Source organism: Gemmatimonadota bacterium, assembly GCA_016704275.1.
Lineage (GTDB): Bacteria > Gemmatimonadota > Gemmatimonadetes > Gemmatimonadales > GWC2-71-9 > Palsa-1233.
The window spans coordinates 225,129-250,113 of sequence record JADJAK010000005.1 but is presented as its reverse complement, the minus strand read 5'-3'; the positions used below and the strand labels follow the sequence as shown (position 1 = coordinate 250,113).

Sequence of the window (24,985 nt, the reverse complement as noted above, 5' to 3'; positions counted from 1 at the left end):
CTGTGACCAGTAACCTGTAACCTGTAACCTGTAACCGGTAACCCGGACGCGCGGCCCGCCGACTGGGCACGGGTCACAGGTCACGGGTTACTGGTCACGGCTTCCTGGGTGAAACGTAAAACGGAACAGCATTCTTCGCCCTCACCGCTCCCGTGGCCACCATGGGAAGAACGCCGGTGTTCGGCGGATGTACTCCCGATACCCGGGCTTGGCGTCGACGAGCGCCGATTCCAGCAGGGTCACCCCGGAGACCTTCAGGAGCAGCAGCGTCATGAGGATCGGGGAGATGATGGTCCACCAGAGCCCCGCTGAGGCCGCGAAGCACCAGAAGCCCCACCACTGGAGGGCGTCGCCGAAGTAGTTCGGGTGGCGGGTATAGCGCCAGAAGCCGGTATCGAGCACCTGGCCCCGGTTGGCCGAGTCGGCCTTGAAGCGAGCGAGCTGCCAGTCACCGCCAGCCTCGAAGGCGAAGCCCACCGCCCAGAGCAGGGTGCCGAGGGCCCGTCCCCACGCGGCCCCGGGCATCGCCGTCGCCGCGAGCGGGAGGCCGATCAGGAGCATCAGTGCCCCCTGCAGCACGAAGACGGTGAACAGGCTCTGCCACCACCACCGGGCGCCGTTCCGGGCGCGCATGGCGGCATAGCGCGGGTCCTCCCCGTGCCCCCAGTTGCGATGGGTGATGTGCCACGTCAGCCTGATCCCCCAGATCACCACCAGCGCCGCGAAGAGTCGGTCGACGGTGCCACCGACTTCCCCGGCAAACGCCGTGTGGTGGTGAACCAGCAACACGAAGCCCAGCCCCCACACCCGGTCCACCAGCGAACTGTCTCGGCGCACGAGCGACGCCACCCAGCAGAGCACCACGAGCGCGGCGATGAGTGGCGTGGCGGACACCGTCAGGAGATAGACGTCACGTGGCGACATCGGGCCCTCCGCTCGGCAGCGCCAGGTCATCGAGGATGGCGGCGAGCCGCTCCGCCTCGCGCCACTCATGCTCGAGGAGCTTCAGCTCGCCTTCCAGCGCGCGCCGCTCGGTCTCCTCGTGCGAGGCCATTTCGAGGGCCAGCCGAATTTCCGCTGGCACGTCCGCCACCGGAAACTGTCCCCTGGTCCCGAGGCGCAACGGCCGTCCGGTGACATAGCCGATGAGCGTCGCCGGATCGTCGGAGGTCCGCTCGAGCAGTCGGGTCGCCTCTTGCACCTCACCCGCCGACGGCAGGCGACTCTCGATTGTCGGCAGCACCCTCGCGAGCCCCTCGTAGAGCTTGTCGCCACGGAAGAAGCCGACGGCGGGGTGATCTCGGATGGACGTGATGGCGAGGGGATCGTCGCCGAGCACGACGTCCAGTTCGCTTCGGTAGGGCACTTCGAGCCGCCACTGGTCGTCCTCGCGGGTCAAGACGGAGCGCACCATCGCCAGCGCGCGGACGCGCAGGAGGTTGCCGGTCCACGGATCGCGCACGAGACGCACGGCGCTCACCGCGTGGCGCGGGCCGATCGCTCCCTCGAGGAAGGGGATGGCGATCAGCGTGCCGACCATCGTGGCCACATCGGAGATCCACGCCGCCACGCCGGTGTGCTCGCGCTGCGTGCCGAACGGGAGCGCACGCCGTCGGCGGCGGAGCAGTTCGCGGCCGTACCGCCACGCCGCGAACTCGGGGCGGAGCGCCTCGCCGATCCGCACCAGTTCGGTGCCGTCGGGCATGCGCGCCATCCCGATCGTCCCGGTGGAGAAGCGAACGCGGGTGTCGCGAAAGCAGCGCTCGCACTCATCGATCGCCTCGAGCCGATTGTCGAAGGGCACAAGGTTCCACCGCGCACAGCCGGGGCAGACCACCCAGAGGCGCCCCTTGGCGGGATCGAACGCCAGGCGCCGCCCCACGGGGAGCGTCTCGAGGACGGCGTTCGTCCCCAACGAGTCGGCACAGAGGAGGCAGGTGGAGTACATGGCTTGGGTGGGGATTTTCGAATATTGGGACTGCGGATGGCGGGAAGATGACAGTTGGGTGACAGAAGTCGATGATCGATCATCGATCATCGATCATCGATCATTCCTTCCGCCGGGCCAGCTCCTCATCCACGCTCTCCGGCACCGCCAGCGAGTCGCTGATCTTGGCCAGCCGATCCGCCTCCTTCCACTGCCACTCGAGCAGACGCAGTTCGCCGGCGAGGGCGAGGCGCTCCGAGCTCTCGTTGAGGGCGATCTCGGCGGCGAGGCGCCATTCGGACGGGGTCTTGGCGAGCAGCTGTGAGCCGCTGCCGTCCATGACTGGCGAGAAGGGCCCGGCGATGACGCCCGCGCTGTCCCCCTGTCGCTCCACCAACTCCACGGCGTCGCGGATGGTGCGTTGGGTGCCGCCCCAGTGATTGAGGCGCACCAGCACACCAGCGAGCAACTGTTCCGCTTCCGGGCCCGTGAATTCAATCTCCTGCGATCCGGCCTTCCGGAGCTTGCGACTCATGCTGGACTCTTCCATCACCTTGGTGCGGATCAGCCACTCGTTGTTTGGACGGCGGACGAGGCGCGCCTTCGACGCGAGCATGTCGGAGAGCTCGATCGGTGGGCCGTCGGCGCGCGGCACGCGTACCGTGACGCGGCGATTCACCACAAAGAGGTTGTAGTAGTTCGGGAGCTGGCCGAGCATGCCGAAGGAGACGCCAAGCGCGACTCCCCCCGAGACCACCGCGATCCCTGCTGCGGCGACGCCGCCGGCGATCAGGAAGTTGCGGCGCCGGCGCCGACCGAACGAGTCGCCGTAGCGCCAGCCCGCGAACTCGGGCCGCTGCGCCTCGCCGATCCGCACCAGTTCCAACCCCTCCTTGACGCGTGCCAGCCCGATGTTGTCGGTCGAGTAGCGCATCGTCGTGCTGCGGAAGAGGCGCTCGCAATCGTCGATGGTCTCGAGCCGCGAGTCGAACGGGACCAGGTTCCACTTGGCACAATGTCGGCACACGACCCACAACCGCCCCTCCGCCGCATCAAACGCAATGCGCCGGCCGATCGGCAGGGTCTCGAGGACGTCGTTGGTGCCGAGGTCCTTGGTGCAGAAGAGGCAGGTGGAATAGATGGGAGCTACTCCCCGGTGGTCGATGATCGATCATCGATCATCGATGATCGATGGGCTGCTTGGCGCCTGGCGAGATCAGTGTCCACCGACTCCGGCACCGCCAGCGCATCGCTGATCTTCGCCAGCTCCTCCGCCTGCCGCCATTCGCGCTCCAGAAGAGTAAGCTCCCCTTCGAGCCACTGGCGCTCGATGTCCTCGTTCATCCAGAGTTCGAGGGCCATGCGGTCGCCAGCGTTGAGCTTGTCGAGCACGAGGTATGGGGCGGTGTAGTTCGACCAATGCTTCGGGGCGCCGGAAGCCAGGGACGTCCGTGAGTGAGTAGGTACGCCGGCGCAGCCACGCCGAGAGGTCCCCGTGATTCTCCGCGAGGATCCGACTCCCTTCCTGCAGCTGGGACCGTCCGCCAACCAGCAGGTTGAGGCCGGCGACAGCCCGACGCCCCACCGACTGCAAGTCAGCGCCCCGGTATGAGAGGACGAAGTCCCCCTTCTTCAGGTGCTTCGGATGCGGCAGGTCGAGCGACGGCGTGCCGTCTTCCCAGGAAATCGTGGCGTGCTTCAGGTGACTGCGATCGAGTCGCACCGTCTCGCGCGCGGCGGGATCGGGATCGGGGAGCAGGAATCTGGCCTGGCGATTCAGCCCGGCATCCCAGCCTGCCTTCACGAGCTGATAGCTGAGATAGCCACCGCTGGCCGCCGCAAAGCCGAAGGCGCTCAACGCCGCGATCGCCCCCATGCCGGCCGCCACCCCCGCGGCCCCGAGCAGAAAGGCGTTCCGTCGCCTCCGCCGGTACTGCTCCCCGTACCGCCACCCCGCAAATTCCGGCCGCTGCGCTTGGCCGATCCGCACCAACTCAAGCCCATCCTTCGCACGCGCGAGCCCGATGTTGTCCGTCGAGTAGCGTGTCGGCGTGTCGCGGAAGAGCCGCTCGCAGGCGTCGATGCTCTCGAGCCGCTCTCGAACGGCACCAGGTTCCACTTGGCGCAGTGCCGGCACACCACCCAGAGCCGCCCCTGGGCCGCATCAAAGGCGAGCCGCCGCCCGATGGGCAGCGTCTCGATCACCTCGTTGGTGCCGAGGTCCTTGGTGCAGAAGAGGCAGGTGGAGTACACTGGGAGTCGTTGAGCCGTTGGTCGTTGGTTGTTAGGGTCGTACGTCGTAGGTCGTAGGTCGTAAGTCGTGGGTCGTAGGAGTTATGTCATCCTGAGCGAAGCAGCCCGCAGGGCTGCGCAGTCGAAGGACCTGCGTGCTCGCGAATGCACTTACCCCTTATCGCTTCTCGCTTCTCGCTTCTCGCCTACTCCAGCGCTAGCCCATCGGCGATCTTCGCGAGTTGCTCCGCCTGACGCCACTCGCGCTCGAGGAGATTCAGCTCCCCTTCCAGGTAGGTGCGCTCAGCGGACTCGGCGAAGTACATCTCGAAGGCCAGCCGGTGTTCCGCAGGCAGGGTGGCGACGTGCAACATTGGATCCCCATAACCATACCAGTGCATGCCGCCCGAGCGGGCGAGTGGCGCCTTCCCTTCACTGCTGATTTCCCAGCGCATCTCCCGCCGCCGAGCAGGATCGAGCCAGGAGGAGAGATCACCACGGTGGGCACCAAGCAGTTCGGCGGCCCCAGTGAGGGACCGCGGGCCGCCGCTCAGCGCATTGATGCCGGCCATGATCCGCCGTCCCACCCGTGACACTTCATCGCCACGCCATTCCAGGGCGGTCTGTTTCACCCCATACAGGGATGTGGCACGAAGGAGGGGTCCGTCCTCGCGCATCACTAGCTTCGTTGTCGCAAGAGACTCTGAGGCGATTGATCGGCGACGGCCAGACGACGGGTCCGCTACGATCACACGCATGCGCTGTCGGAGCACGCCGCCGACCATGATCTGGGCGATTCCAGTACCCGCCAGTAGTCCCACGCCACTGAAGGCTCCGAGCGCCACGTAGCCTCCTGCGGCGATACCCACCGCTCCGGCAGCAAGCAGGAAGTTCCGCCGGCGGCGGAGTCGCATCGCCTCGCCGTACCGCCACCCCGCGAACTCGGGCCGCATCGCCGGTCCGATCCGGACGAGCTCCAAACCCTCCTTCACCCGCGCCAGCCCGATGTTGTCGGTCGAGTAGCGTGTCGGCGTGTCGCGGAAGAGCCGCTCGCACCCGTCGATGCTCTCGAGCCGCGACTCAAAGGGCACCAGGTTCCACTTGGCGCAGTGCCGGCACACCACCCAGAGCCTGCCCTGGGCCGCATCAAAGGCGAGCCGCCGCCCGATGGGCAGCGTCTCGACGACCTCGTTGGTGCCGAGGTCCTTGGTGCAGAAGAGGCAAGTGGAGTACATGGAGAGTCGTTAGTCGTTGGTCGTTAGGTCGATCGCTTCAGCCGCGCATGTCAATGCGCGGCCCGTGATGAACTGAATCCTCACGCCGGCTCCGCCGGCGCCGCGCATTGACATGCGCGGCTGAAGAGGACTTCTCGCCGTCATCCCACCCTAAACAACGTCTCCCCCCTCGGATACCTGGTCACCACCCGATCCTTGAGCGCCTGATGCTCGCGGCGGTCGAGCGTCGGGTCGGCGTCGAGGATCGTGCGCGCGAGCGCGCGTGCCTCGGTCAGGAGATCAGTGTCGTCCGGGAAGCGCGCCACCTTGAAATCGACGCCGCCCGACTGGCGCGCGCCGAGCAGGTCGCCCTGGCGGCGCTCCAGAAGGTCCAGCTCGGCGATCGCGAAGCCGTCGTCGGTCTTCGAGAAGGCGCGCAGCCGCTCCGGCACATCCTCGCCGACCGTCAGCAGGATGCAGTGCGAGTCGCCGGTACCCCGCCCCACGCGACCGCGGAGCTGGTGCAGCTGCGCCAGGCCGAAGCGCTCCGGATGCTCAATGACCATCACCGTCGCATTCGCGACGTCGATGCCGACCTCGATCACCGTCGTGGCCACCAGCACGCCGATCTTCCCGTCGCGGAAGTCGCGCATCACCTGGTCGCGCTCCGGCGCCTTGAGCCGGCCGTGCACCAGGCCGACGGTCACGTCGGGCCACTGCGCCGTGAGCGACGTCGCCATCGTCTGCGCCGCGCGGAGGTCGGCCTTCTCCGACTCCTCGATCACCGGGAGGACGATGTAGACCTGCCCGCCCTTGAGTGCCGTCTCGCGCAGGAACTCGAAGACCCGCCGCCGCTGCGACGGCGTGCGGACGGCCGTGCGGATGGTGCCGCGCCCGGGCGGCCGCTCCTTGAGCAACGAGGCGTCGAGGTCGCCATAGCGCGTCAGCGCGAGTGAGCGCGGGATCGGGGTGGCGGTGAGCAGCAGGACGTCCGGCGCCTCCCCCTTCCCCATCAGCGCCGCGCGCTGCTCCACCCCGAAGCGGTGCTGCTCGTCGATCACCACCAGGCCGAGGCGCTGGAAGGCCACCGACTCCTGCACCAGCGCGTGGGTGCCGACCACCAACTTGGTGGCGCCGGTCCGGAGGCGCGTGTGGGCCGCCTTCTTCTCTGCCGCGCTCAGGCGCCCCAGCAGCAGCTCCGGCACGAGGCCGAGCGGCGCGAGGAGTGTGGTGAGCGTGCGGTAGTGCTGCTCCGCGAGGAGCTCCGTCGGCGCCATCAGCGCCGCCTGACAGTCGTTCTCCAGCGCCAGCAGCATGGCGAAGAGCGCGACGACCGTCTTGCCGGTGCCGACATCGCCCATCACGAGGCGGTGCATCCGCTCCTCGTGGGTCATGTCCTCGAAGATCTCGCGGATCGCCTTCTTCTGGTCGCCGGTGAGCGGCCAGGGGAGCGCCTCCCGCAGCTGCGACGTGAAGGTCTTGTGCAGCGTGAAGGTCTGGCCACGCTGGCCATGGCGCGCCACGTGCCGGGCACGTGCCAGCATCAGCTGCAAGTCGAGCAGCTCGTCGAGCGCCAGCCGCCGCCGTCCCGACTCCGCCTCCGCCATCGTCGTCGGCCGATGCACTGCCCGCAACGCATCGGCCAATGACGGCAATGCAAAGCGGTCCCTGAGCGTCGGGTCGAGGACGTCCGGCACCAACGGCGACAGCGTGTCGAGGTGCGTCTCCATCAGCGCGCGGATCTGCTTGTGCGAGAGCCCTTCGGTGGCCGGGTAGACGGGGAGGATCCGCCCGGCTGCCGCTGGATCGTCGGCGTCGCCGAGGATCACCAGCTCGCGCGGCGCCATCTGCCGGCCGTGATAGAAGCGGATCGGCCCGGCCACGAGGATCAGCTGCCCCACCGCCAGCGTCCGGTCGAGAAAGGCCTGTCCCGGCCAGGCACACTCCAGCAGTCCGCTGGCGTCCTTCAGCACCGCGTGGAAGACGCGCAGCCCCTTCCGAGTTGGCAGGACTCCCTTGCTCACCACCGTGCCGATGCAGGCCACGTCATCACCCACCCGCGCCTGTGCCAGCGGGGTGGTGGTCGAGGCGTCGATGTAGCGATGGGGCAAGTGATGGAGCAGGTCGTGCACCGACACCACGCCCAGCCGTGCAAAGGCGTCGGCGCGCTTCTCGCCGATGCCCTTGAGGAACTGGATGGGTGTGTCGAGGCGGAGTTGGGCCATCTGCGAAGATAAGAGGGATGGTGGAATCCGGTGATCCGTGACCGGTAACCAGTGACCGGTAACCAGGGGCACTGGTCACTGGCACTGGTCACTGGTCACTGGTCACTGGTCACTGGTCACTGGGCACAGTGTCAGCTCTCGATGATCACCCGCACGTCCGCATCCAGATCTCCTTCAGCCTCGTCGCGCGTCAGCCACGACACCGCAAAGAAGGTGGCCATCGCCAGGATCAGGGAGAGTCCCGAGACCGTGACGCCGGCGGGAAAGGTGTAGGCCTTGGCCCAGGCGAGGGTCTCGAAGAGGAGGGTGGTCACCAGGCCGACGCCAATCGAGGCGAGTGCCCCCTTTCGGGTGGCCCCTGGCCAATTGAGTCCGATCGCGAGTGCCGGGACGAGGGTCGAGGCAAAGAGTCCCCAGCCGAAGACGCCGAGGAGCGCGACGGCCTGGCCACTGCCGAGGGCAAGCAGCGTGGCGAGGAGGGCCAGCGCGAGTGTCGCGATGCGGCCACCCCGCAGTTCGTTGGTGGTGCGACGCCCGAATGCCACGGGAAGATCGTGGGTGATCGCGGCCGCGCCGACACTGAAGAAGGAATTGACGGTACTCATGATCGCAGCGGCGACGCCGCTGAAGACGAGCCCGGCAAGCCACGGCGCCGTGTACCGAAGCAGAAAGGTCGGCGTCGCGTCGTCGCCCTTCGCCAAGGGTGGGACATCACCACGGAGGACCGCGGCCTTGATCGCCACCCCGACGCCAAAGTAGAGGAGCAGCGTCACGACCATCGCCCCGGTCATCAGCAGCGGGAACCAGCGCAACCGGCGCGGATCGCGCAGCATGTAGTACTTGTGGATCACGTGGGGTTGACCCAGCGTGCCAAGGGCGAAGACGAAGAAGAAGGAGAGCGCCGCCAGCGGGGTGAACTTCCCCCACGGCCCCAGCAGGATCGGCTCGTGCGCCAGGATGGTGCGCGAGATCTCCCCCAGCCCGCCGCCACTCGCCATTGCCGCAGCAAAGACGAGCGTCGAGGCCAGCGCCATGATCGCGCCTTGAAAAAGATCGGTATAGATGCCCGCCAGGATGCCGCCCGCCGCCGAGTATGCGACCACGACCGCCGCGCCGATCACGATCCCCGCCGGAAGGCCCGTGTGGAAGATGGCGTCGACGATGAGCCCGAGCGCGAGCAGATTGGTCGCGAGATAGCCGACCGTCGCGACCAGGATGGCCACGGCCGACAGCCCCTGCGCCGCCCTCGAGCGATAGCGCGCGCCGATGGCGTCGGGCACCGTCATCAGGCCGCGCACCTCCCCGAGCAATCGCATCCGGCTGCCGAGCATCCAGGCACTGAGCGCGCCGGTGATGGCGGCCGGGAGGACAATGAAAAGCGCGCCGTTGCCGACGCTGTAGATCAGCCCCGGGCCGCCAATGAAGGCGAATCCCGACAGCGTGGCGGCCATCGACGCAATCGCCAACGGCCAGAGGCCGATCCCTTTTCCGGCGATGAAGAAGTCGGTCGCCGTGCGGGTGCGCCGTGCGGCCCACACCCCGATCAACAGGCAGATCCCGAGGTACCCGATCGCGACGGGGATGATCACGGCGGTGGCACCCGGCCCGGGGCGACTCGCGCGCACTCGCGCCGGAGCGCCTCGAGGCGCGCGGCATCGAGTCCGACATCGCGGAAGTCACGGGCGAACGCCCACGGCAGGAAGAGGATCGGCACGAGCCCGACCCCGTAGATGATGATCGCCGCACGGCGCGGCAGTCCGAGCAGCAACGCCTCCTCGGCACCAGTGGCCGGCAGCAACAAGGCCGAACCGAACGCGACGAGCAGCAGGAGACCGAGTGCCGTCGCCACCACGACCAAACGCGTGCTGTTGCGACCGCGTCGCAGCGTGCCGAGGAGCAAGGTCCCTGGCACCAGCAGGACCACGCCCATCACCATCGCCCAACTGGCCCAGCGTGGCGCGCCGCCTGGCAGCCACGCGGCACCATAGGCGACCAAGACCGCGGCCGTCCCCGCCACGAGCATGGCGAGGACGGCCGGAGGGGTGCGCCACGGCGTCGGGCGCCGCTCAGTCAAAGAGCGTCTCCGCCCAGGCCCGTGGATCGAACGGAGCGAAGTCATCCACCGTCTCGCCGGTCCCCACGAAGCGGATCGGCACATTCAGCTCTCGGCGGAGCGCCACGATCGCACCACCGCGCGCGGTCCCGTCGAGCTTGGTGATGACGAGCCCGGTCGGCGACACGACCTTCCCGAAGAGCTTCCCCTGCTGCACGGCGTTCTGCCCCACGGTGCCATCGAGCACGAGGAAGACCTCATGCGGTGCGCCCGGGAGCTTCTTCGCCACGACGCGCACCACCTTGCCAAGCTCGGCCATCAGGCCGTCCTGCGTATGCAGGCGACCCGCGGTGTCGATCACCACCACGTCGACATTCCGGGCGATCGCGGCCTCGACGGCGTCATACGCCACCGCGGCCGGGTCACCACCCGATGCGCCCGAGACGCACTCGATGCCGAGCCGCGCGGCCCACGTCTCGAGCTGTGCGACCGCACCGGCACGGTAGGTATCTGCCGCCCCGAGGAGCACCTTCTTTCCCTCGCGCTGGAGCCGACGCGCGAGCTTCGCCACCGAGGTGGTCTTCCCGACGCCATTCACGCCGACCACCAGCACGACGGTCGGTCCGCTGGCGGGCGCGTCAAGTCGCGCGGGGTCGGAGGGACCGGCGAGCATCGCGCCCAGCTGCGTCACGACCGCCTCGCGCAACTGCACGTCGGTCTTCAACTTCCCCTTGCGAACCTCACCCTCGAGGAAGGCGACGAGTTCGAGGGTGGCGGGAACGCCGAAGTCGGCCTCGATCAGCACGCGTTCCATCTGCTCGAGATCGTCGGCATTCAGCCCGCGCGCGAGCGCCCCCACATCGGTAAGGGCGAGCCGCTTGATCCGTTGCCAAAGTCCGAGCTTTTCCCCGAGTCGTGCCATCATCCCATCCTGAACATGTGATGCCGAATCCTAGCGCATGCCGAGTCGGCGGCGGAGGAGCCACTCCGCTCCGAAGGCGATGACGATCAGCAGGAAGAGCCCGGGCCACTCACGGGCACCGCGTCCGGTCGAGGCCACCGCGACCGTCGCCTGCCGCTCCGTGAGGGTCACTGGCGCCGGGACGAGTTCGTCCGCGTACGGTTCCACGCCGAAATCGCCGCTGCCACCGCCATCGGCCACGAGATAGCGATAGCGACCGACCGGCAACGGCAATGACGCCTCGCCGCTGGCATCGAAGCGCAAGGTATCCGTCCTGCTCCGCGCCGAATCGGTGAGCGTGATCGCGACGGGGGCGGGCGCTCCTCCTCCGACCCATCGGAAGCGCACCGGCCTCCCGCGTTGGGTCACCAGGGCGATCGGCCGAATGGCGGCACTCACTGAATCGGGCGTCGCCAGCAACCATGCCGCCGCATCGGCCACCAGGGCACGCCAGACCTGTTCCGACACGCCGCCACGAAAGCCCCACCGGAAGAGGCCATCGGCGCCGAAGGTGACGGTGCGGCCATCGGTCCCGTGCCGCCCCCCGATCACGGGAACTTCGCTGCCGCGCCGCGCGAGTCGCGCCGTGGCGCCGACCCATGCCGACGTGGCCTCGGCGTTGAGGGGCGTCACGGCGACGGCAGGCGGCAGGGAATCGGCATCGCCTCCGGCAAAGCCGCCGGCGACCGGTGAGGAGGCGCTCGGCGCGAGGTACCAATCTCCCGCCATCGCGGCGACGGGCCAGAGCAGCCGTGCGCGTCCGCCGCGGCGCCAGGGTTCGACATCCCCGCGCACGGCGAGCAGATCCGCGGCGCGGGCAGCCGCCTGAACCTCGGCGGCCGGAACGCGGCGAAGATCATCCATTCGGCGCCACTGCCCAGGCTGCAACTGGGCGTAGCCCCGAACGGGAGACTCGGTGACATCGCGCAGCGCACGATACAGGAAGCGCGCATCCCAGTCCGGCACACTCGCCAGCACCACCACCCCCGGTGATGGGGTGACGCGGACAGCCCACCAACGGAGATCATCGCCGGCTTCCGCATCGGCGGCACCGACGCGACGGATCTCCAGCCACCGCAGCCCACGCTCGACGAAGGCATGGCCATCGCGAGGTCAACGACGCCGCGCCCGGTGGTGCCAAGTCGGATCGTTGCGGCTTGCAGCAATTGCGCGCCGTCGCGGATCTCGATGCGCGTGCTGTCGGGTGCCGCACCCACTCGGCGGGCTTCGATGCGCAGATGCAGGGAATCGCCGGCGGCCAGCCGCTCGGGGCCACGGACCTCGACCAGGGCCACATCGTCCCCCGAGGCGCGCGGGAAGAGCTGCACCGTGGTTGCGGCGAGCAACTCCGTCGGCAGCGCCTCGGCGTCACCGATTTCGCCATCGGTCACAACCGTCACCGGCCGGCCGCTCGCGAGGGCCGCGGGCAGCGCCGCACCAAGGACGCTCCGCCCACCGGCCTCGCCAGGCGCGAGTTCACCGAAGGCGACTGTGTCGCCTAGCGCGGCTGCCGCCACGCGAGCCGCCGACGCCTGGCCGCGTTGCGCGAGCATCGAGATCGAATGGTCGAGCAGGATCAGCGGCCGCTGGGTGAGCAGCCGGGCGGCAAGTGTCGGATTGAGGAGGAGAAGCACCAGCAGGGCGGCGCCGAGTGTCCGGCAGCCCGCCGCCGCCATGGCGAGCGGCTGCGCCGTGCGACCGCGATAGCTCCACCAGGCCAGTGCGCCACCGGCCACCAGGGCCACGACGATGGCGGGGAGCGTGGCCACCGCGATCAGCTCGCCAGGGCGGCGAGCGCCTCGGCGAGGGTGAAGCGTCCCTCGTAGATCGCGCGACCGGTGATGGCCCCCGCGAGTCCCGCGCGTGCCACGGCCTGCAGATCGGCGATCGAGGCCACGCCGCCGCTCACGATCACCCGCGGGCCCTTGGCCTGCAGCGCGAGCGCTTCGTCGAGATTCGGCCCGCTCAGCATGCCGTCGCGGGCAATGTCGGTGTGGATCACGGTGCGCACGCCCTGCCCGGCAACGCGCTCGGCGAGCTCGGTCGCGCGGACTGCGGATGTCTCGACCCAGCCGCGCACCGCCACGCGGCCATCGCGCGCATCGATCCCGACCGCCACGCGGTCGCCACCGATTGCGCGGACCACGGCATCGACGAGCGCTGGCTGATCGACGGCCGCCGTGCCAATCACGACGCGCGAGACGCCGAGCTGCACGACGGCCTCCGCACGCGCGACCTCGCGAATGCCACCGCCGAGCTGGACCTGGAGCTGGTCGCCGAAACGGCGCACGATCTCCGCGATGGCGGCATCGTTGTCGCCGTCACCGAAGGCACGATTGAGGTCGACGATGTGGAGCCAACGGGCGCCGGCCAGGACGAACTGTTCCGCCTGGGCCACGGGGTCGTGACCATAGACGGTTTCGCGAGCGGCTTCCCCCTGCGCGAGGCGAACGACTTGTCCGCCGCGCAGGTCAATGGCGGGATAGAGGTCCATCAAACGGTGGGAGAGACTACTCGGCGAGGCCGCGAGCGGGCGGCGAGGCGAGCGACGGGCCGAGGAGCAGGCGCAGGCGATCGCGCTCCTGACGGAACGCCACGAGATCGCCCTTCGGCAGCGGTGCACCTGTTTCCATCTTGACGCTGCGCGGGTCACGCGCCGTCCCGTTGACGCGGAACTCGTAGTGCAGGTGCGGGCCGCTCGAGAGGCCGGACGAGCCAACGTTCCCGATGATGTCGCCCTGGCCCACCCGAGCCCCCGGCCGCGCCTTGACGCTGATCGAGGAGAGGTGGGCGTAGCGGGTGGTGATGCCGTTGCGGTGGCGAATCTCGACCAGGCGACCGTAGCCGCCCGCCCAGCCCGCGCGAACGATCTGACCTTCGGAGGCCGCGCGCACCGGGGTGCCGCTGTTGGCCGCGTAGTCGATCCCCTCGTGCCGGCGGAAGACCCCAAGCACGGGGTGGAAGCGCCCGCGGGAGAGTCCGCTGGAGACGTAGCGGAAATCGACCGGTGCGGCGAGGAAGGCGCGCTTGAGCGCATTGCCCTCGCCATCGTAGAACGCGTTCTGGCCGCCATTGCGGTAGTTGAACGCGGCGATCGCCTTGCCCCCGACGCTCAGCTCGCCGGCGAGGATCCGCCCGAAGCGCGTCTCGCCGTCTTCGGAGGTCCGCCGCTCGACCACCGCCGTGAAGCGATCGCCCACCTGGATGTCCCGCGAGAAGTCGACGGAGTACGAGAAGACCTCGGCCAGCGCGTACACGACGTTGGCCCGCTCCTGTCGATCGAGCGTCGCATCGCTGACTTCGTCATCGATGGCGTTGAACAGATTCGAGGTGATCGTCGCCGCGAGGCGAATGGTGTCAGTGCTCCAGTAGACTGCGACCGCGTTGCCGCGCCACTCGCCGTTGGCGGTCCGGATGAACTGCACCCGCTGCTCCGGCGAGGCGCGGAATTCCACCTGCGTCGCCTCGTCGGCGGCACCACCGCGGCGCACCGAGAAGACTTGCCCGGCACGGAAGCGGCGCGGGTCGAAACGGAGCGCGCTGGCCAGCGCCGACAGATCCAGCCCGGTCACGCCATGGCGCGCGAGCAGCGCCCCGACGGTTTCCCCACGCTGCAGCGTGTCGCTCACCGTATGGTACGGATCGGACACGACGATCGGGCCCGCCGTCGGCACGTCGGAGAGCCGCTGCCACGGATACTCGCCACGCGACACGATCAGCGCGGCCGCAGCGAGCACGGCCGCCGCCAGGGGAAATCGGGGAATCTGAAAACGCATCAATCCATTTGCCGCCTGATAAAGGTCGGAATTTCCATATCGGACACATCGGGTGTCGCCGGCTTCGGCGGTTGCACCGGACGAACGAACGGCTGCTGCACCGGCGGCGTCCTCGGCGCGGCGGCCGCGGGCTGCTGGGCGGCCGGCGTTGCCGGCTGACTCGCTGCGGCCGGCGGCGTCGTACCCGTCTGCCGGCGCGGTGAGAAGGGCAGCACCTGCGGATTCGCGTTCCGCTCCACCACCGGCTCGCCCGTGACGGCCCGGTCGAAGCCCGTCGCGATCACCGTCACGCGGATCTCGCCATTGCAGCGCGAGTCGTTCCCGGCACCGAAGATGATCTGCGCATCGTCGCCCACGGCGTCGTGGATGATGCCGCTGATCTGCGTCGCCTCGCCGAGGGTGAGGTCGTCGCCGCCGATGATGTTGATCAGGACGCCGCTCGCGCCGTTGATCGAAACGTTGTCGAGCAGTGGCGACGAGATCGCCTGCTGCGCCGCCTCCAGTGCCCGATTCTCGCCGGTCGCCACGCCGGTGCCCATGAGCGCCGCGCCGCCGTTCTGCATCACCGTCCGCACGTCCGCGAAATCTACGTTGATGATGCCGGTACTGGTGATCAGGGAGGCGATGCCGCGCGTTGCATTCAGCAACACTTCATCGGCCTTCTTGAGGGCGTCCTGGAAGGGGATCCCCTTCCCGACGACCGCCAGCAACCGCTCATTCGGTACGACAATCATCGTGTCAACGTTTCGCCGGAGCTCGGTGATCCCCATTTCGGCCTGCTTCATCCGCTTCCGCCCCTCGAAGAGGAACGGCTTGGTGACGATGCCGACGGTGAGGGCGCCGATGTCCTTGGCAATCTGTGCAATAATCGGGGCAGCCCCGGTGCCGGTGCCACCGCCCATGCCGCAGGTGACGAACACCAGGTCCGCCCCCTGAAGATGCTCGAGGACCTCGTCCCGATTCTCCTCGATCGCCTGGCGCCCGATTTCCGGGCGGGCGCCCGCTCCAAGGCCGCGCGTCAGCTTCTTGCCGATCTGCACCTTGATGTCGGACCGCGAGGCCGCGAGGGCCTGGGCGTCGGTATTGACCGAAATGAACTGCACGCCGCTGAGGGCCTCGGCGATCATGCGATTGACGGCATTTCCGCCACCACCGCCGACCCCGACCACCTTCATCCGCGCATTTTGCGCTGACTGTTCTTCGAGCTCGAAGATCATCCCGTCCGCCATGCCGCACCCCCCCGAGGGTCGGTCAGAAGAAATCCTGCAGCCAGCGTCGCACTGGCTCGAGCACTCGACCGACGGCAGGCGATGACTTGCCCCCGGCGCCGAAGCCCCCACCCATCGCCACCTGTCGTGCACCCCACAGAGCCAATCCGACCGGGACCGCGAGTCCCGGCGATGCCACTCGATCCACCAACCCACGCAATTGGTCCGCTGGGACCCCGATCCGTACCGGCGCGGCGAAGACGTCCCGCGTCAGCTCGACGATCCCCGGCGCCGCTGCCCCACCGCCCGTCACCACCACCCCGCACGGCAACCCGGCCATCGCCCACCCGGCGCGGGTCACTTCGTCGTAGGCCAGCTCCAGGACCTCCTGGAGCCGGGCGTGCATGATGTGGGCAATCAACTGGCGCTTCACCTGCCGGGGCCCCTGCCCCCCCGTCAGGACGACTTCCACGACTTCGTTCTCCGGGATCAGCGGCTCGTAGGCCGCGCCCCACTTTTCCTTGATTCGCTCCGCCTCCGCCTGGGTCACGCCGAGGCCGTGGACCAGGTCTGACGTCAGGTGCCCCCCCGCAAAACGGAGGGAGGCGGTGTGGCGGAGCTTCCCACCCTGAAAGATGGCGACAGAGGTACTCCCTCCGCCAAGGTCCACCAGAACTGACCCCATTTCCCGCTCCTCGGGGGTCAGGACCGCCAACGAGGCCGCGAGCGGCTCCACCACGACTTCCCCGACGTTCCAGCCCGCCTTTTCGATGGCCTTGCGCTGGTGGGCCAAGGCGCTGGCGCGGGCCGTGAGGATGTAGACCTCCGCCTCGACCCGCTCGCCGGCCATCCCGATCGGGTCGGCGTAGCCGGCCTGGCCGTCCACGAGATAGTCGTGCGGGATGGCGTGGAGCAGTTCCTGGTCGTGGCCGAACGAGACCGAGGAGGCGACGTCGTTCACGCGGGCCAGGTCGGAGGTCCGGACTTCGCTGCCCGTGATGCTGGCGACGCCGTGGGAGATCCGCTGGGCGATCTGTTCCCCGCCTGCCCCGACGTAGACCGTGCCGACCTCGAGCCCGGCGATCCGTTCCGCGTCGGTCATCGCCTTGGTCACCGCCCGGACCGTCTCCTCGAAGTCGCGAATGACACCGCGTCGCACGCCGGTCGACCGTTCGCTGCCGACGCCCAGGATGCGGAGCCCCCAGGAGCGGGAGTCGCCGGTCACTTCGCCGATGATGGCGGTGATCTTGGTGCTGCCGAGGTCGACGGCGGCGACCAGCCGTTGCACGGCGACGGTGCTCACGACGTACCCCACTTCACGAAGGCGCGATCGGTGAAGCGGGCATCGAGCTCCTGCCACGGGCGATTGGCGGTGGTCAACCAGGCGCGAACCGCCGTGACGCCGCGGATCGTTTCGAGCGAGGCACCGGGGCGAATGCGCACGCGATGCGGGCCATCTTCGAGCAGGACATCGCCGCCATCGCGGCGGGCCGACTCGATCTGCCCATACCACTCAGGATCGGCTCGAAGCACGGCCGACAGCAGGGCCGCCGTCGCCGAGTCGCGCTCGGCCACGGGGAGCGACGTCGGCGCCCGGGTGGGGTCAAACGGAAGAATGCGGCCACGTCGATCCATCAGCACCAGCTTCTCCTCTTGCATCACGAGCGCCACCGGCAATTCCTCCAACACCAACAGCGAGAGTGTCCCCGGCAGGCGACGTTCGATCGAGGCGGCCGCGACGCCGGGAATCGCAGAAGCGTTCTGTCGCACGGGCGCCAGCGGATCGACGATGCTGGCCGTCTTCGGCAAGGCGAGGCGCGCAACCACGTCGCGCTCGTCGAGGAATCGCAAGCCGGTGACCTCGATGTGCCGGACGCGGAAATACTCGAGCCGGCGCATGGCCCTCGGCACGCCAATCCAGAGGGCCACCGCGGTCACGGCGCCCAGGGCGACGATCAGTGCCCGTTGCCGTGTCGTCACGCGCCCTCGCGCAGTCGGCGCACGTCGGCACCGACCAGGGTGATGTCGCCTGCCCCGAGCGTGAGGAGGACGTCGCCCTCACGCAGCATCGACGCGATCTCCTGGACGAGGTCGTTGCGCACCGGCGCATAGCAGACGACGGCCCCCGCCGCGATGGCGGCGTCGGCGACGATATGCCCGCTCACGCCGTCGACCGGTGCCTCGCGCGCGCCGTAGACGTCGGTCACCACGACGAGGTCGGCCGCGGCCAGCGCCTGACCCATCGCCGCCCCGTGGGACGCGGTGCGCGAGTAGAGGTGCGGCTGGAACGCGGCGACCAGGCGGTGCCGCGGGAAGGCCTGCCGCGCCGCCGCGAGGGTGGCGACGAGCTCCGTCGGATGATGCGCGTAGTCGTCGACATAGGTCACGCCGTGCGACTCGCCCTGACGATCGAAGCGCCGACCGACGCCGGTGAATCGGCCGAGCGCGGCAATTGCGCCGGCGAGGTCGACCCCAAGCGCGAACGCCACGCCCAGGGCAGCACCGGCGTTCCGAAGATTGTGCAGGCCGGGCACATGCAGGGCGAGCACGCGCTGGCTGCCGTCCGGAAAGGTGACGTCGGCAATGGTGCCATCGGGCCCGGCGCTTCGAGGCACGAGGCGGAGATCGGCACCCTCCTCGAGACCGAAGCGCCAGACCTTGTCGCCGAGCGCCGCCGCGAGACGATCGCTGCCGACGTCGGCGGTGCCGATCAGCACCCGATCGGCGCGGCCCGCGAAGGTCGCGTAGGCTGCTTCCATCGCCTCGACACTGCCGTAACACTCGAGGTGATCGGCCTCGACATTGTTCACCACCGCGATGGTGGGCTGCAACGTGAGAAATGCCTGATCGTACTCGTCGGCCTCGACCACGAAGAGGTCGTTGCCATCGAGCAGCGCGTTGCCACCCCAGGTCGAGACGCGGCCACCCGCGAGCCCGGACGGATGCGTACCACCCCCGCGCAGCGCCTCGGTCGTCATCACGGTGGTGGTCGTCTTCCCATGGGTGCCAGCGAGGGCGACGAGGGTGGTGCCGTTGACCAGCTCGGCCAGTGCCTCCTTCCGCTGCACCACCGGAATGCCGGCGGCACGCGCGGCCACGATTTCCGGATGCTGCTGGGAAGCGGCGGCCGTCACGACCAACGCGCGGATGCCGGCAAGGTGGGCCGGATCGGGATGGTCAAATGCCTCGGCACCGGCCGCGCGCAGATCGGCAAATGCCGCCGTCTCGGTGTCGCAGCCCGTCACCGCCACGCCGCGGCGGCGAGCGGCAAGCGCGAGGGCGCTCATCCCCGCGCCACTGAGGCCGAGGAAGTGCACGGGACGGGGATCGGAGGGGTCAAACAGGGCGGCCACCCGCGCAAGATAAGAGCGGGCGGAAGGGGGGCAAAGCGGTGACTATCCCTCGGCGTGGTCCGCGGGGGCGTCCGCCCCGTCGTAGAGCTTCTTCGCCGTCCATGGGACCGCCGGTGCGCTCCAGAACGGATCGGCCGGGGGCAGGCCAAGCGGGAGCAGACCGGTCGCCGCCAGGTAGCAGGAGCCGGTCGAGATGTAGCTCTCGCCGAGCGACGGCTGGTGCCCAGCCAGGCCAATCGTCAGCCAGCCGTCCCGCGTGAAGGTGCCCGGGGCCTCCATCGTCCGGCCGATCACCGCCGTCATCCCGCCACGCACCTGCGCCGGCGTCACCCCCGTGGGGAGTTCATGGCGCAGCGCGACCTGGCCGAGCAGCTGCAGCGCTCCGCAGCGATAGGCGATCGATCGGCCAATCGGCGGCAAGGTTCCCTCAGGCGAGATCAGTCGTTCCTGGATTGCCGCGTAGCGCTGAGCCCGCGTGGTCACCCGGGAGGCGATCTCCTTCCACGCCGAGACCTTGGGGCCAACCGTGCCGAGAATGTCGAGCAACATCGGTTGGATCACGAAGCTGTTGTAGTAGTCCCAGTGGAAGGCGGGACCGTCACCGTACATGCCGTCGCCCTTGTACCAGAGCTCATGCTGCCGCACGGCGTAGTCCACCCGCATCTGATCCCACGACTCACCGACGGAGGCGAGCGCCGCCTCGACCATGGCGCTGAAGAGGAGCCAGTTGTTGTAGCCTGGTCGGATGACGCGGGTGGCCCGCAGCGACGCGAGCACGTTGGCTTGTGTTGCCGTTGGCAGCTCTTGCCACAGCGTGCGCGGGGCGCGCAGCATCGCATGCGCGAGAAACGCCGCATCGACGAGCGGCTGCGCCCCGTCGGTGAAGTTCATCCGATCGGGCGACGACGGCTTGGTGGCCGCCTCCATCCCCTGCTGCGCCAACGTGGCCAGGCGCGCGCGGCTGCGTTCCTCGTCGCCGCTCGGCAGCCGCTGCTCGAGCCACGGCGACAGCCCGGCGAGCAATCGCCCGAACCCTTCGAGGTATGTCACCTTCCGGCGATCGGCCTCCGCACCAGCCACGGCCTCGACCGGCATGCGGGCCTTGAGTTCGCCGCGTGCCAATGCACCAAGCAGTGGATCGGCCATCCGCGTCGCCACGGCCACCCAGCGCGCACGATCGTCGGCGCCGGTCGCCGGCACGGGCGCGGGCTCCGCACCGGCGCGCGACCCCAACGACGCGTGCACGGCCCCACCGGCCGTGACCGCCTGCAGAAAATCACGGCGCGACGTCACTGCGATCCACCCGAGGCCATGAGCGCCTCACACCGTTCGGCGATCACCTGCGCCGCGTCGGGCTTGCCCCGCATGCGCGCGGCCGTCGCCATCGCGGTGCGGCGCGGGGCGTCGGCCAGCAGCGCCGTGAGCGTCTCGCCCAGGTGCTGCGCCGTGAGTCCCGCCTGTGGCAGCATCACGCTTGCGCCCGCCGCGGCCATCGCCTCGGCGTTATGGCGCTGGTGATCCGCGGCGGCGGTGGGCAACGGGACAAGCACTGAGGGAACTCCCCAGGCGCAAAGCTCGGCGAGCGTCATCATGCCGGCACGCGCCACACAGAGATCGGCCACCGCCCACGCATCGGCCATCGGATCGAGGAACGGCACCACGGTCACATCCGGTGGCAGGTGATGGTGCGCGAACTCCTGGTAGCTGCCCCGCCCGGTGGCCCAGATCAGGTGGGCATCCGCCGCACCGCCGTCGCGCAGCCAGTCGGCCATCAGGCGGTTCATCGCGAGGGAACCCTGACTGCCACCAGTCATCACCAGCACCGGTCGCTCGTCGGTCAGGCCGAACTTCTGTCGGGCGGCATCACGACGCATCAGGTCGGGCGGTGTGATCGGCGCGCCGGTCACCACACCGCGCGATGCGGCCGCGCTCCCCAGCGCGGCGAGCCCTCAGAGGATGCCGTCCAGATCTCCTGGACCATCGGCGCCGCACGGCGGGTGGCGAAGCCTGGCCGCACATCGAGTTCGAGAATCGCCGTGGGGATCCCGCGACGCGCCGCTCGCCACACGACGGGGCCGCTCACGTAGCCGCCGGTCCCGATCACCAGGGACGGACGTTCGTCGTCGAGCATGCGATCGACGGCACGGGCCACGCGCCAGGCAAGCAGCGGCCACTTGAGGTTGCGCCACCACTGCCGGCGATGGATCGGTTCGAAGGGGAAGAGACGGTGCGGCACGCCACGTTCTGGGAGGACGGTCGCCTCGATGCCACGTTCGGCGCCCGCGAAGACCATTCGCCACTCAGGATGACGTGCCTGCAACTGCTGGGCAATCGCGAGCGCCGGCATCAGGTGACCGCCCGTGCCACCACCAGCCAGCAGGACGGTGGTCATGATTGCCGCGCGGGCCGCCCGCGGCGACGGCCGATGCTGACCAGGACGCCTGCCGACAAGAGGTACAGCACCAACGAGGAGCGGCCCGCCGACATGAAGGGCAGCGTCAGCCCCGTCACTGGTCCCATCCGCGTGACGACGGCGGTGTGGAAGAGGGCCGTGAATCCGACGGCGACGACCAGCCCGGTGGCCAGGTAGGTGCCGAAGGGGTCTCGGGCTGTTCGCGCGATTCGGAGGCCGAGCCAACAGAAGAGGGTAAAGCCGATCCAGACGAAGAGCACGCCAACGAAGCCCCACTCCTCGCCAATCACCGAGAGGATGAAGTCGGAATACGCCAGCGGGAGGTGACCGAGCTTCTGCGTCCCCTGGCCGAAGCCGACGCCGAAGACGCCGCCACTCCCGAACCCGATCAGCGACTGGCACGATTGGTCATTGCGCGGAATGCACTCGAGCGCGGAGACGGACGCCGTCTCCATGCGCCCCTTGCGCACGTCGTCGAACTTGAGGACCGCGACCAGGGCCAGCGCCGCGATCGCGGCCAGCGGGAGGAAATGGGGATGCGAGCACCCGCGGTGAAGATGATCATCGTGCCGATCGCCGCCAGCACGATCGACATCGACAGCGAGGGCTCGATCGCCACCAGCAGGACGGTCCCGATCACGACGCCGATGATGGGCAGGAAGCCGGTCGTGAAGTGTCGCAGCTTCTGCCCGGCGTCAGCCGCCCGCATGGCGATATACGCGGCGAGGGTGAATCGGGCGATCTCGGAGACCTGCACCTGCACGCCGACCCAGATCCAGCGATGGGCCCCGAGCTTGTAGGGAAAGATCCGGTCGAGGAACGAGGGCGCCTTGCCCCGGTGCCAGATGATCGAGACCACCGCCAGCAGGACAAGTCCCGCCAGGGTCGCGTAGAACATCGGCTTGGCGAACTTCCGCCAGACGTTGTAGTCGACGTACGCGGCCACGATGAAGAAGACGCCGCCGATGAGCGCACCCGAGAGTTGCTGCGACGACTCGGCATACCACCGTGTGACGTAGCTGCCGGTGCTGTAGCAATTCATCACGCCGAAACCGGTGAGCGTCAACGTCACGCAGGCCAGGAGGTTGGTCTCCCAGCGCAATTCACCCGGATGGCGCACCGCGGACGGGCTCACCAGGACTCCACAATCTGGCGGAAGGTGCCGCCACGGTGTTCGTAGTGATCGAACATGTCGTAGCTGGAACAGGCCGGCGAGAGGAGCACGGCCCCGCCGCGCGGCGCGAGCGCCCGCGCCGTCGCCATGACCTCCGCGAAGTCTCCGGCAGGCACCACACGGATGTCGGCGCCGAGGTCTGCCTGGATGAGTCCAGCCGCTTCACCATAGGCCACCACCGCCACGCCATGTGCCGCCAGTGGCTTGCGCAGCGCGGTGTAGGGCTCCCCCTTGTGACGGCCGCCGAGCAGGAGGACGAACGGCCGTTGCATCGCCTCAACCGCCACGACCGTTGAGGCCACGTTGGTCGCCTTGGAGTCGTTGACCCAGAGCACGCCATCGACCTCGCGCACCGGCTCGAGCCGATGGGCCATCGGGCGGAAGCTGCGGATGCCGTCGGCGAGTGCGGCGTGGCCGATCCCGGTGGCGTGGAGCGCCAGCGCCGCCGCGAGGACGTTGGCGACGTTGTGGTCGCCAAGGAGCGGGAGCGCCTCGCGCGGCAGCAGTGGTGCGCCGGCAAGCATCAACTGGTCGTTGGGACGGTCATACCAGGCGTCGGCGCGAACACCTGGCGCCACCGAAAAGGCGAGGTGACGACCGGGGACGGCGGCGATCATCCGCCGCGACTCAGGATCATCGAGGTTGGTCACCCAGCATGACGTCCCCGAGGCCCGCGCAAAGAGGCGCGCCTTGTCGGCGTAGTAGGCGGCCAGGTCCGGATAGCGATCGAGATGGTCGGGGGCGAGGTTGGTGAGAATCCCCACGGCCGGCATCAGGTCGGGGCAATCGTGCAGCTGAAAGGACGACAGTTCCACGGCCAACCACTCGGGCTGGGTGCCGCTGCGCGCAACGTCCGAGAGCGGCAGGCCGATGTTGCCCGCCGCGACGGCGTGCCGGCCAGCGGCCTGCATCAAGTGCTCGAGCAGGGCGGTGGTCGTGGTCTTCCCGTTGGTGCCGGTCACCGCGATGTACGGGACGCCGGCGAGCGCGTCGAGGCCGAGCTGCGCCTCGGCCAACACCGGAACGCCCGCGTCGATGGCGGCGCGCACCACGGCTGCCGTGGGCGGGATCCCGGGTGAGAGCACCAGGGCCGCGGAACGACCGATCCGCGCCAGGTCATGTGCGCCAACCTGCACGTCAAGCTGCGGGTCGTTCAGCGCCCGCAACTCCGCGGCGACTGCGAGCACCTTCTCCCCCGCCCCGCCATCCGAGACATACACTGGAATCCCGCGCGCGCGCAGCAGCTGCGCCGCGGCGGCGCCGCTCCGGGCGAGTCCCGCCACGGCGACCTCGCGACCGTCCGCCTGCCACGTCGTGAAGCGACTCATCGGAGCTTCAGCGTGGCCAGTGCCACCAGCGCACAGAAGATCCCGAGGATCCAGAAGCGCACCACCACCGTCGTCTCGGCCCAGCCGAGCTTCTCGAAGTGGTGGTGCAGCGGCGCCATCCGGAAGACTCGGTGCGAGTCGGCATACTCCCGGCCCCGGGTCCGCTTGTTCCACTTGTACACCGAGGTCTGCAGCATCACCGAGACCGCTTCCGCGACGAAGACGCCGCCGATGATGACGAGCAGGAATTCACTCTTGAGCAGAATCGCGACCGTGCCGAACGCACCGCCCAGGGCGAGCGAGCCGGTGTCGCCCATGAAGACCTTGGCCGGATGCGCGTTGAACCAGAGGAAGCCGAGGCACGCTCCCATCAGCGCGGCGCAGAAGATCGAGAGTTCGCCCGAGCCGGGGAGGTAGAAGAGGTTCAGGTACGCCGTCGTGTCGACACGGCCAAGCACATACGCGAAGGAGGCGAAGGCGCCGGCCGCGATGGTGGAAAGACCTGTCGCGAGTCCGTCCAGTCCATCGGTGAGATTGACGGCGTTCGAGAAGCCCGTCACCACGCCGGTGACGAAGACGACATACAACCACGGCGCGAAGGTGACGACCAGATACTTGAAGAACGGAACCGTCGTCCCCTCGGCGGGAATCATCGCCGGATTGACCACCGGCCAGACAATCAGCAGGATGCCGAGGGAGACACCGAAGGTCACCTGTCCGGTCAACTTCCACTTGGCGACGAGCCCGCGTGACTGGCCCTGGACCACCTTGAGGTAGTCGTCGAGGAAGCCGATCGCTCCGCACCAGAGCATCGCCACCACACTCACGATGACGAAGCGGTTGGTGAGCGGCGCAAAGAGCAGCGTCGGAATCACCGTTGCCAGGATGATGATGATGCCGCCCATCGTCGGCGTGCCGCGCTTGGCCTGGTGGCTGGCCGGCCCTTCGGCGCGGATCACCTGCCCCACCTTCAACGCGTGCAGCTTCCGGATGATCACCGGGCCAAGCAGGAACGCGATGCCGAGCGCGGTGACCATGGCGGCCGCCGCACGGAAGGAGATGTAGGTGAGGAGGTTGGACAGCAGCCCCGACTTGCCGGCGAGCAGGTGGTAGAGCATCGG

24 protein-coding genes are annotated in these 24,985 nt (G+C 68.8%); all 24 read right to left on the bottom strand.

Annotated elements, in window-relative coordinates:
- Positions 1 to 141 precede the first annotated feature (141 nt).
- The 24 genes from IPG05_11850 to IPG05_11735 all read right to left on the bottom strand — a co-directional run bounded on the left by IPG05_11850 (position 142) and on the right by IPG05_11735 (position 24,982).
- Positions 142 to 924, bottom strand: a complete 783-nt coding sequence (locus IPG05_11850; GenBank protein MBK6495771.1) for a DUF1295 domain-containing protein — start codon at positions 922 to 924, stop codon at positions 142 to 144.
- Positions 911 to 1,948, bottom strand: coding sequence for a hypothetical protein (locus tag IPG05_11845; protein MBK6495770.1), 1,038 nt, complete (start codon positions 1,946 to 1,948; stop codon positions 911 to 913). Before IPG05_11845 ends, IPG05_11850 begins: the two co-directional genes overlap by 14 nt.
- 100 nt (positions 1,949 to 2,048) lie before the next feature.
- Positions 2,049 to 2,954 carry a hypothetical protein gene (locus tag IPG05_11840; protein MBK6495769.1) on the bottom strand — a complete coding sequence of 302 codons (906 nt, stop codon included), beginning with the start codon at positions 2,952 to 2,954 and terminating at the stop codon, positions 2,049 to 2,051.
- A 189-nt stretch (positions 2,955 to 3,143) separates the two neighbouring features.
- Positions 3,144 to 4,046: a hypothetical protein gene (locus tag IPG05_11835; GenBank protein MBK6495768.1), complete on the bottom strand. Its 903-nt coding sequence runs from the start codon at positions 4,044 to 4,046 to the stop codon at positions 3,144 to 3,146.
- Between the two features lie 319 nt (positions 4,047 to 4,365).
- Positions 4,366 to 5,394 (bottom strand): hypothetical protein, encoded by a 1,029-nt coding sequence (locus IPG05_11830; protein ID MBK6495767.1) that lies wholly within the window; start codon positions 5,392 to 5,394, stop codon positions 4,366 to 4,368.
- 140 nt (positions 5,395 to 5,534) lie between these two features.
- Complete coding sequence (gene recG, locus IPG05_11825; GenBank protein MBK6495766.1) at positions 5,535 to 7,598, bottom strand: ATP-dependent DNA helicase RecG; 2,064 nt, start codon at positions 7,596 to 7,598, stop codon at positions 5,535 to 5,537.
- A gap of 131 nt (positions 7,599 to 7,729) precedes the next feature.
- Positions 7,730 to 9,187 (bottom strand): hypothetical protein, encoded by a 1,458-nt coding sequence (locus tag IPG05_11820; protein MBK6495765.1) that lies wholly within the window; start codon positions 9,185 to 9,187, stop codon positions 7,730 to 7,732.
- Positions 9,184 to 9,672: a hypothetical protein gene (locus IPG05_11815; GenBank protein ID MBK6495764.1), complete on the bottom strand. Its 489-nt coding sequence runs from the start codon at positions 9,670 to 9,672 to the stop codon at positions 9,184 to 9,186. Before IPG05_11815 ends, IPG05_11820 begins: the two co-directional genes overlap by 4 nt.
- Positions 9,665 to 10,576, bottom strand: a complete 912-nt coding sequence (ftsY, locus tag IPG05_11810; protein MBK6495763.1) for a signal recognition particle-docking protein FtsY — start codon at positions 10,574 to 10,576, stop codon at positions 9,665 to 9,667. Before ftsY ends, IPG05_11815 begins: the two co-directional genes overlap by 8 nt.
- Positions 10,577 to 10,603: 27 nt before the next feature.
- Positions 10,604 to 11,245, bottom strand: coding sequence for a hypothetical protein (locus IPG05_11805; GenBank protein ID MBK6495762.1), 642 nt, complete (start codon positions 11,243 to 11,245; stop codon positions 10,604 to 10,606).
- Positions 11,242 to 12,381 carry a hypothetical protein gene (locus tag IPG05_11800; GenBank protein ID MBK6495761.1) on the bottom strand — a complete coding sequence of 380 codons (1,140 nt, stop codon included), beginning with the start codon at positions 12,379 to 12,381 and terminating at the stop codon, positions 11,242 to 11,244. The genes IPG05_11805 and IPG05_11800 overlap by 4 nt, the downstream gene beginning before the upstream one ends.
- Positions 12,382 to 12,386: 5 nt before the next feature.
- Positions 12,387 to 13,106, bottom strand: a complete 720-nt coding sequence (gene hisA / locus IPG05_11795; protein ID MBK6495760.1) for a 1-(5-phosphoribosyl)-5-[(5-phosphoribosylamino)methylideneamino]imidazole-4-carboxamide isomerase — start codon at positions 13,104 to 13,106, stop codon at positions 12,387 to 12,389.
- 16 nt (positions 13,107 to 13,122) lie between these two features.
- Positions 13,123 to 14,388, bottom strand: coding sequence for a M23 family metallopeptidase (locus tag IPG05_11790; GenBank protein ID MBK6495759.1), 1,266 nt, complete (start codon positions 14,386 to 14,388; stop codon positions 13,123 to 13,125).
- A complete protein-coding gene (gene ftsZ / locus IPG05_11785; protein MBK6495758.1) occupies positions 14,388 to 15,605 on the bottom strand; it encodes a cell division protein FtsZ in 1,218 nt (405 codons plus the stop codon). Before ftsZ ends, IPG05_11790 begins: the two co-directional genes overlap by 1 nt.
- Before the next feature lie 34 nt (positions 15,606 to 15,639).
- Positions 15,640 to 16,899, bottom strand: a complete 1,260-nt coding sequence (gene ftsA / locus IPG05_11780; protein MBK6495757.1) for a cell division protein FtsA — start codon at positions 16,897 to 16,899, stop codon at positions 15,640 to 15,642.
- Positions 16,896 to 17,576 carry an FtsQ-type POTRA domain-containing protein gene (locus IPG05_11775; GenBank protein MBK6495756.1) on the bottom strand — a complete coding sequence of 227 codons (681 nt, stop codon included), beginning with the start codon at positions 17,574 to 17,576 and terminating at the stop codon, positions 16,896 to 16,898. Before IPG05_11775 ends, ftsA begins: the two co-directional genes overlap by 4 nt.
- Positions 17,573 to 18,949, bottom strand: a complete 1,377-nt coding sequence (murC, locus tag IPG05_11770; GenBank protein MBK6495755.1) for a UDP-N-acetylmuramate--L-alanine ligase — start codon at positions 18,947 to 18,949, stop codon at positions 17,573 to 17,575. The genes IPG05_11775 and murC overlap by 4 nt, the downstream gene beginning before the upstream one ends.
- A 42-nt stretch (positions 18,950 to 18,991) precedes the next feature.
- Positions 18,992 to 20,242, bottom strand: coding sequence for a DUF2264 domain-containing protein (locus IPG05_11765; GenBank protein MBK6495754.1), 1,251 nt, complete (start codon positions 20,240 to 20,242; stop codon positions 18,992 to 18,994).
- The gene (locus IPG05_11760; GenBank protein ID MBK6495753.1) at positions 20,239 to 20,856 is read right to left on the bottom strand and encodes a UDP-N-acetylglucosamine--N-acetylmuramyl-(pentapeptide) pyrophosphoryl-undecaprenol N-acetylglucosamine transferase; all 618 of its coding nucleotides are present in this window, start codon (positions 20,854 to 20,856) and stop codon (positions 20,239 to 20,241) included. Before IPG05_11760 ends, IPG05_11765 begins: the two co-directional genes overlap by 4 nt.
- Positions 20,853 to 21,341, bottom strand: a complete 489-nt coding sequence (locus tag IPG05_11755; protein ID MBK6495752.1) for a glycosyltransferase — start codon at positions 21,339 to 21,341, stop codon at positions 20,853 to 20,855. The genes IPG05_11760 and IPG05_11755 overlap by 4 nt, the downstream gene beginning before the upstream one ends.
- Positions 21,338 to 21,817 (bottom strand): FtsW/RodA/SpoVE family cell cycle protein, encoded by a 480-nt coding sequence (locus IPG05_11750; protein ID MBK6495751.1) that lies wholly within the window; start codon positions 21,815 to 21,817, stop codon positions 21,338 to 21,340. Before IPG05_11750 ends, IPG05_11755 begins: the two co-directional genes overlap by 4 nt.
- Positions 21,751 to 22,497 carry an FtsW/RodA/SpoVE family cell cycle protein gene (locus IPG05_11745; GenBank protein MBK6495750.1) on the bottom strand — a complete coding sequence of 249 codons (747 nt, stop codon included), beginning with the start codon at positions 22,495 to 22,497 and terminating at the stop codon, positions 21,751 to 21,753. Before IPG05_11745 ends, IPG05_11750 begins: the two co-directional genes overlap by 67 nt.
- Positions 22,494 to 23,864 (bottom strand): UDP-N-acetylmuramoyl-L-alanine--D-glutamate ligase, encoded by a 1,371-nt coding sequence (gene murD / locus IPG05_11740; protein MBK6495749.1) that lies wholly within the window; start codon positions 23,862 to 23,864, stop codon positions 22,494 to 22,496. Before murD ends, IPG05_11745 begins: the two co-directional genes overlap by 4 nt.
- A complete protein-coding gene (locus IPG05_11735; protein ID MBK6495748.1) occupies positions 23,861 to 24,982 on the bottom strand; it encodes a phospho-N-acetylmuramoyl-pentapeptide-transferase in 1,122 nt (373 codons plus the stop codon). Before IPG05_11735 ends, murD begins: the two co-directional genes overlap by 4 nt.
- Between the last annotated feature and the right edge of the window lie 3 nt (positions 24,983 to 24,985).